The organism is Cupriavidus sp. UYPR2.512 (assembly GCF_000379565.1).
Lineage (GTDB): Bacteria > Pseudomonadota > Gammaproteobacteria > Burkholderiales > Burkholderiaceae > Cupriavidus.
Window position 1 is genome coordinate 1 of the sequence record NZ_KB902913.1, and the last position, 6,225, is coordinate 6,225.

Here is a 6,225-nt window from a genome sequence, read left to right on the forward strand (position 1 = left end):
CAGCCCTTTCTCGCGCCAGGCGTTCGTCCAGTTGTACACAGTCTTCTTGCTCACATCCAACTGCGTCGCGATCTCGTGCACTCGTTGACCTGCACCGAGCAGCAACAAGCCTTGTCCTCTAACCCTGAAGTCTTCATACGGATGCCGCAGCGCAAGCTCTTCCAAGGTTCGTTTCTCCACGTCGTTCAGTTCGATGGTGCACTTCATCGGCGATGCCAGCTCGTTCTTCATGTGACTGGCATCTGACTTTCATTCGTGAAATTGGTTTACTCAAGACACTTATGCCGATCTGAAGGAATACAAGCAGCATCCGACGAGTCAACGCAAGAGCGAACTGCAAAAGCGCTTTGACGCGGTCTTCATACAAAAGACCCGCTACGCGACGCTGGACCGACTACTCAGGCGCATTCACAAGAACAAGGCCGAGTTGCTGCTGGTGCTGGAACGCCCCGAAGTGCCACTGCATACAAACGGAAGTGAACGGGATATTCGCGATCAAGTGAAAAAGCGGAAGATCAGTGGCGGCACACGCAGCGAACTTGGTCGTCAATGCCGTGACACCTTCTCGAGCCTGAAGAAGACCTGTCGGAAGCTGGGAATCTCCTTCTGGAATTACCTGACCGACCGCATCTCATACACCAATCACATTCCCCTGCTGCCGCACATCCTCGAGCAGCGCCTCCCTATTTCTGCATGAGCAGCAGGCACATCTTTGCCCCGGGTTATTGAGCACTTACGAAATTAGCGGTTAAGTCATTGATTTATTGGAAATCGCAGTCTGGCGAATTACGGTTCCTCTCAGTAGTTCGGCGACGGCGGGGCGGCATCAAACCCGTCTAGCCCCCGAGAGGGGCGGCGCGGACAGTAAGAAACCAATTGCTTCAGCCGCAGATCCAGTAGGCCCTGCCACCGGCCACAGTGATCTCACCGCGGACGATCACTGCTCATCTGAACAATTCGCCAATGCCATATTGGCAAAGCTTGAGCATGTCTTCGGGCTCGAGTTTGCGATCGCTCGGGATGGTGGCCGCATCGCGGATGACGTCTTTCACTTCAGAGAAGAGTTCCGTAATGCCCGCACGGACGGACTTACGTTGCGCTTCGGTCAGCGCAGCTTCCAGGGTTCTCCAAATAGGACAGAGATCGCTTTCGATCGCTCCGCTGAAGATATAGAGCGTATCGTGAACATAAAGCACATCCTGAGCGCGCTTCCTTGCCACACGGTCATCGCGAATCAGAAGCTTCTGAACGATGAAACTCACCGGGTTCGGGATGCGTAGGTCGACCACGGATTCGCCAAGCCCGGAATCCTCCGCAGGGATAGTAACCATCCACGGCTCGTGCAACAGCACTTCCAGGTGGCGCAGTTTCTGGGCGACGACACCTCCGTTCGCCTCCGTTGCATCCGGCTCGAACTCACCAGTCACCTTATTGCGCCGCCTAGGGCTGCCGGTCAGCGGCGTCAGGAACTCGGCGTAGAATCCGTCTTCACCAAACGTGTATCGCATCGCGGGCGGTTTGAATCCACCTGAAAGATTTGCCTCCTCGCTGAAGCCGGCGCCCTCAAGCGCCTTCTTAATGTCGCCCTCAAGCGCTTCCTGCTTGGCGTAGGCCACATCGGCGTCCTGCGTAAAAATCGCTTCGTAATCTGGTTTGTACGCGCGGGGCTCGTAGCGATAAAGCCGGTAGGCCCACCCGCCAATGAAAACGACCTGATGGCGCCACGGCTCCAGAGTCGCCGCGAGTGTGCTGAATTCAACGAGTTCGCTCAAGCGCCCTCTCCTATCACGTTTGCAAGAATGCCATGTTCCAGCTCTGCGGCCTGCTCGGCGCCACGCGACGGGTGGGCCGAGACGTCGAGCCAAGTCTGAATTATGTCTGTGACCGGCATGCCGTCGCGCACAACGGCTCCACGCGCAAGCGACAGTGGAAAACTGTGCTGCTGCATGATCAAGTCCGGGCGCTCGCCCTCCCGGGCGCGGCGTAACGCGCGCCAATCGTCGGCCGCCATCAGATTGGGTACCCAGACTGTCGGCGGTACCCCATGAACATGGCCAACGCCGAGCGCTTTTGCGGCGGCGAATAGACCGAGGACACCGCCCTCCTTCTGGAGGAGCTTTGGCAACTGTGCATCGGCCGGCATGGGCGCCAAAAACTTCATAGGCAGCGACAAGGCTGGCTCTTGGTATTGCGCCTTCCATCGCTCCACTAGCTTCCTGCGTTGCACGAGATTTAGGAAAGGCCCGGATTCGATGAAGCCCTCTGCTCTTAGCGCGTTCACCAGCCGTGTCGCTGTGTTGACAGAACAGCCAGCCGCCCGCGCGAGGTCCGTTGCTGTGCTGTACCGCACAGCCGGTCCGCCAAACATGTCTCCGCGCTTGATGTCTACCGCCAGGAGGAGCTTGAGCATCCACTGGGTCAGATCTGAGAACACCAGTCTCTGCGTTGTCATGCGAGCGGGGAGGCGGACACGGGTCGGCCTTTCGGCGAGATCGAGGTTTAACCCAGGAAACTCGGCATACTGGACGCCCGCTGCTGACAACAAAACGAAGGGCTCGCCGTCGCCGTTCTCACGATGGAAATCGACGAGGCGGTTAACCAGGGACGGCACCAACGTGTTGACCCAGATCAGCACGGCAGGCCGCACCTGTTCCTTCTTCGCGCGAGAACGCGCTTCCAACAACGCTTGGGCAAAGAATGCGGTGACGCGGTCCGACCGCCCCTCAGTGAACGTCTTGAGGACAGCGTGGTACGCCTGGCCGTGAGTATTGGTTAGGACAAAGTCCTCCCCGTGGTCTGGCTGCTTTGCCTCCACCACATCCCATCCAGTGTCCTGGAACAGCGACCGGACAGCGTTGTGCGCCTGCCGTGCGATGGAGGTATGAATGTTCGTCGTTTCCATATCGATTCACTTGGCCGGGTGAATTCCCTTGGCCGGGTGAATTCACTTGGCCATGTTAGTCGACTCCCAGCTACCCCGCAAGATTCGTGAATCCCAAAACGCCGGATCACATCTATTTGAACGTTTGCAAATGCTCATATGATTGTTGCGCTAGAATGGTGTCTATAGAATGCTCAAATGGACGTTAAAATGCAGCCTATCGATCACTTTGGTACTAACGGGTTTGGCGCCCAACCGCAGGACTTCGAAATGTTCGATATGCTCGACCTGTCCGAGCAGTGTCGCGTCATAAGTGCCGGGATGGAGGCAGCAGTGCTCGAGCGCCTCGCAAAGGATGTACTGAACGTGCCCTTGCTGACCCTCGTCAAAAGCTTGAAGCTTGCGCCGTCGACTGTCCAGCGTCGGCTCAAAGGAGGAAGAGACGATAGCCGCCTGTCGCCGGCGGAGTCGGACCGCGTTGCGCGCGTGCTCATCATCCTCAAGATCGCGCGCGATTTGTTCGGCGACGACAAGCGGGCGGTCGAATGGATCAAACGACCTCTAGCCCCGCTTGGCCACAAGCGCCCGATTGAGATGCTCGACACGCAGCCAGGATATGACCGCGTCAGGGACGTTCTGCTACATGCCAGTGAGGGAGTGATGGCGTGAGGCTCTACAAACTCGTGTCGGATGCCGCGGCCCGGGGCCAGGACCACCTCAACGGCATGGGGGCCGCGCTATCAGGCGGGCGCTGGAGTCCACGCGGCAAGCGGGTCGTCTATGCATCCTGCAATGCATCGACCGCCCTGCTCGAGCTGCTTACCCATACAGGTGGCATGCTGCCGGAGGCCGGGCGCCTGCACCTTGTTACCCTTGAGCTACCCGACGACCTCTACGAGAGCGCGCACGTGCCGGCGCCCCCGCCTGGCTGGGGTGACCTCGCGCGAGAGCCGCGCGCAACAGTTGCCATCGGTGCGAAATGGTTGGCCGCGCAGGAGCAGCTCGCAATGCGCGTACCGTCAGCTCTCAGCCCTCCCGACTTCAACGTGTTGCTCAACCCGAATCACGAAGACATGGAGCTCGTCGAGGTCGTCTCAACGACACCCTTCCTGATCGACTCTCAGACATTCAGTGGAATCGCCTGAGACGCAGTTATCGGCGCACGCTACCCGGCTTTGACGGCACTGCACCCCCCAAGAGGCAACCGTTGGCTCGCAGAAACGGGTACGTTTGAGCGACAGCGCGACGAGAATAGAACGTTTGGCATAGACTAAAATAGAACGATGACTACGTACACACGCATCGCATTGATTCATCTGGCAAGCGTCACGCTCCTGGCCGCGTGCGCTGTCGCCTTGAACGTACTGGCGTGGTCGACGGCGCCGGACTCGTTCCCGGACACGCTGTGGAACCTAGTAGTCACGCCAGGCCTTCGCGTAGTTGCAGGCATCGGCGGTGTCTTCTGCGTACTGTACGGCGCCACGAGCCCGCTGACATTGCGACTGTTGCGCATGCACGGTCACCGGATAGGCTCGGACCTCAGTTAGTCAGCAAAGCCGGCCTTCCGGCTTTGCTTTTTCTTGGGGCGCCTGTGTTTTCCTGTGCGGGATGTTCGCCTCGGTAGCGCGTATGTCGAGCAGCACTAAGAGACGATGACCCTTCGCAACTGACTGAAATAGAGTCTCGGTCAGCCTCGGCGTGCTACTTTCGACAGATCGATGGAGTGAACAGACAGCTTACCCCTCCTGTGCTCCAGGTAAATGCACGCGTCGATCACCGGAGTGCTCTGACCACCAAACGAAGCCGTTAGAGTCGCAATACGGTCGAGGCCCCTCCCAAGCGAGGCATGGACCGTTGCGACGCCGTACCCGCTGTCTCGCCATTTCTTTAGCACGACCGCAGAGTACGTAGCATCACGCATATCGTCGATGCATAGGGTGTCGTGGTCGCTCGCCTCGGCCGCAATCTCGTCCACATTCAGGTATTGCATGCCGTCCTGGTACTTCCTTGGATCCATGTAATACTGGACCACGTTATCCGGATAGTCGGCGAACTCACGAACCTCCTGGAACAGGCAGGCCAATCCTACGCCTGGGTCGACGATGCGCTTGAACGTCTAGAATAGCGTGCATGAGAGTGGATTTTCCAGAACCAGTTGGGCCTGCAACCAAAATCGTATGCTGCCCCTCTGCGAGGCGTCTGATGGCCTGATGTTCGTCGGCTGTGAACATCCCTCGTTCGGCCAAATCTTGCAACGTTGGGATTGCACGGCCACGGCGCTGGAGTGAATCTCCTCGCGCCTCCGTCGGAATCACTGTGAAGATGGGCGAATGGCTAGCGAGTTCTGGGTATCCCAGCTCGACCAATCGACCTTGCGCGAGATCCGATGTGAACGTGGCAGAAAGCGGTGCTTGCTCTGAAGCGTTCTTCAGGACCGTGTTGAACGCGGCCCATGTCTCAAAGCCAAATCCGCGAGCGATCGCCTCGAGGAGGTGGGCATTCTTGATCTGGGGGAATTTAGCGCGGCTGGCGCGCTTGATCTCGTGCACCGTTTCGGCGGAGCAAATGATTGACGGCATGAGCGATTCCTTCGTGATCGGGTCTGCATACCGGCGATTACATGCGACCAAGTGAAGGGCGTCCTGCTGTCTGAGTGCTGCGCCGATTTAGCCCGCCGGCAGGCTTGGAAGGTATCCGCTGCGAAGGATAGCCGGAAGCCGTAAATTGCGCAATCGCCAGCAGGTCGCGCCGGATACCGCGATACACACCAAGCCCATGCTTTGCCGCTCCACCGTGTAGTGGCCTCTCTTCTGGCAATGTACATGGGCCGAAAGCGACAACATGCAAAGATCACCTGCGCCCTAACACCGCGTTCCGGCAGTGACATCAGCCACTGAACCGCACTTCGCCAGCCCGTAGAGTTGCTAGACCGACTTGCATTCCCATCTCCACACGTAGCCTCGAAAGACCATTGACTTTCGTTGACGCACCATGGGAAAAGGAATCCGATTCTCGGAGGAGGCATACGCCGCGCTGCTAAAGCGAACAGGATCGCGTGGGGCGTCGGCGCCCAATCCACCCAAGATAAGGACATCAGCAAGCCTTATAGGCGGCATGTCGATGAGGTTTCTGGCGAGGCGGACGTGGTTTAGCGCGATCCGGTCGCACGCGATGGGTACGTGTTGCGATCAAGGCCAAGGTCTCATTCAGCGCAGCCTTGGCCCAGCGCAGTCCCAGTAGCGCCGCTGGCAGGACAGGTTTGAGAGCGGTGATGGCGTAGGTTCGGATGATCCGATAGTTCGAGTCAATCTCATGTTCCTGCACGGCGCTGAAGCAGCATAGAG

At 58.4% G+C, this 6,225-nt stretch carries 8 protein-coding genes and 1 pseudogene; 3 read left to right on the top strand and 6 right to left on the bottom strand.

All coding sequences use genetic code 11. The features are described from left to right. Positions 1-231, bottom strand: a 231-nt coding sequence (locus tag A3A5_RS0110645; RefSeq protein WP_018310564.1) for a helix-turn-helix domain-containing protein, incomplete at its 3' end; no start/stop codon positions are given. Positions 232-289: 58 nt separating this feature from the next. Between A3A5_RS0110645 and A3A5_RS41170 the strand changes: the two genes are divergently transcribed. Further along, the gene (locus A3A5_RS41170; RefSeq protein WP_081623857.1) at positions 290-697 is read left to right on the top strand and encodes a transposase; all 408 of its coding nucleotides are present in this window, start codon (positions 290-292) and stop codon (positions 695-697) included. A gap of 247 nt (positions 698-944) precedes the next feature. Here the strand turns inward: A3A5_RS41170 and A3A5_RS0110650 are convergent, their stop codons facing one another. Both A3A5_RS0110650 and A3A5_RS0110655 read right to left on the bottom strand, forming a co-directional pair. Further along, complete coding sequence (locus A3A5_RS0110650) at positions 945-1,772, bottom strand: GSU2403 family nucleotidyltransferase fold protein (protein ID WP_018310565.1); 828 nt, start codon at positions 1,770-1,772, stop codon at positions 945-947. Continuing rightward, a complete protein-coding gene (locus A3A5_RS0110655; RefSeq protein WP_018310566.1) occupies positions 1,769-2,902 on the bottom strand; it encodes a hypothetical protein in 1,134 nt (377 codons plus the stop codon). Before A3A5_RS0110655 ends, A3A5_RS0110650 begins: the two co-directional genes overlap by 4 nt. Positions 2,903-3,091: 189 nt before the next feature. On the opposite strand from A3A5_RS0110655, the gene A3A5_RS0110660 reads away from it, so the two are divergent. Both A3A5_RS0110660 and A3A5_RS0110665 read left to right on the top strand, forming a co-directional pair. Beyond that, complete coding sequence (locus tag A3A5_RS0110660) at positions 3,092-3,550, top strand: antitoxin Xre/MbcA/ParS toxin-binding domain-containing protein (protein WP_232431311.1); 459 nt, start codon at positions 3,092-3,094, stop codon at positions 3,548-3,550. After that, positions 3,547-4,026, top strand: a complete 480-nt coding sequence (locus tag A3A5_RS0110665; RefSeq protein ID WP_018310568.1) for an RES family NAD+ phosphorylase — start codon at positions 3,547-3,549, stop codon at positions 4,024-4,026. The genes A3A5_RS0110660 and A3A5_RS0110665 overlap by 4 nt, the downstream gene beginning before the upstream one ends. Before the next feature lie 542 nt (positions 4,027-4,568). On the opposite strand, the gene A3A5_RS0110675 is transcribed toward A3A5_RS0110665, so the two are convergent. From A3A5_RS0110675 to A3A5_RS44635, 3 genes and pseudogenes are all read right to left on the bottom strand, one after another. Next, entirely contained in the window at positions 4,569-4,964 is a 396-nt protein-coding gene (locus A3A5_RS0110675) for a hypothetical protein (protein WP_018310570.1), read from the bottom strand. Further along, positions 4,936-5,460, bottom strand: a complete 525-nt coding sequence (locus A3A5_RS41175; protein ID WP_081623858.1) for an ATPase, T2SS/T4P/T4SS family — start codon at positions 5,458-5,460, stop codon at positions 4,936-4,938. Before A3A5_RS41175 ends, A3A5_RS0110675 begins: the two co-directional genes overlap by 29 nt. A gap of 514 nt (positions 5,461-5,974) precedes the next feature. Continuing rightward, positions 5,975-6,225, bottom strand: a pseudogene (locus A3A5_RS44635) (transposase); the annotation flags it as partial.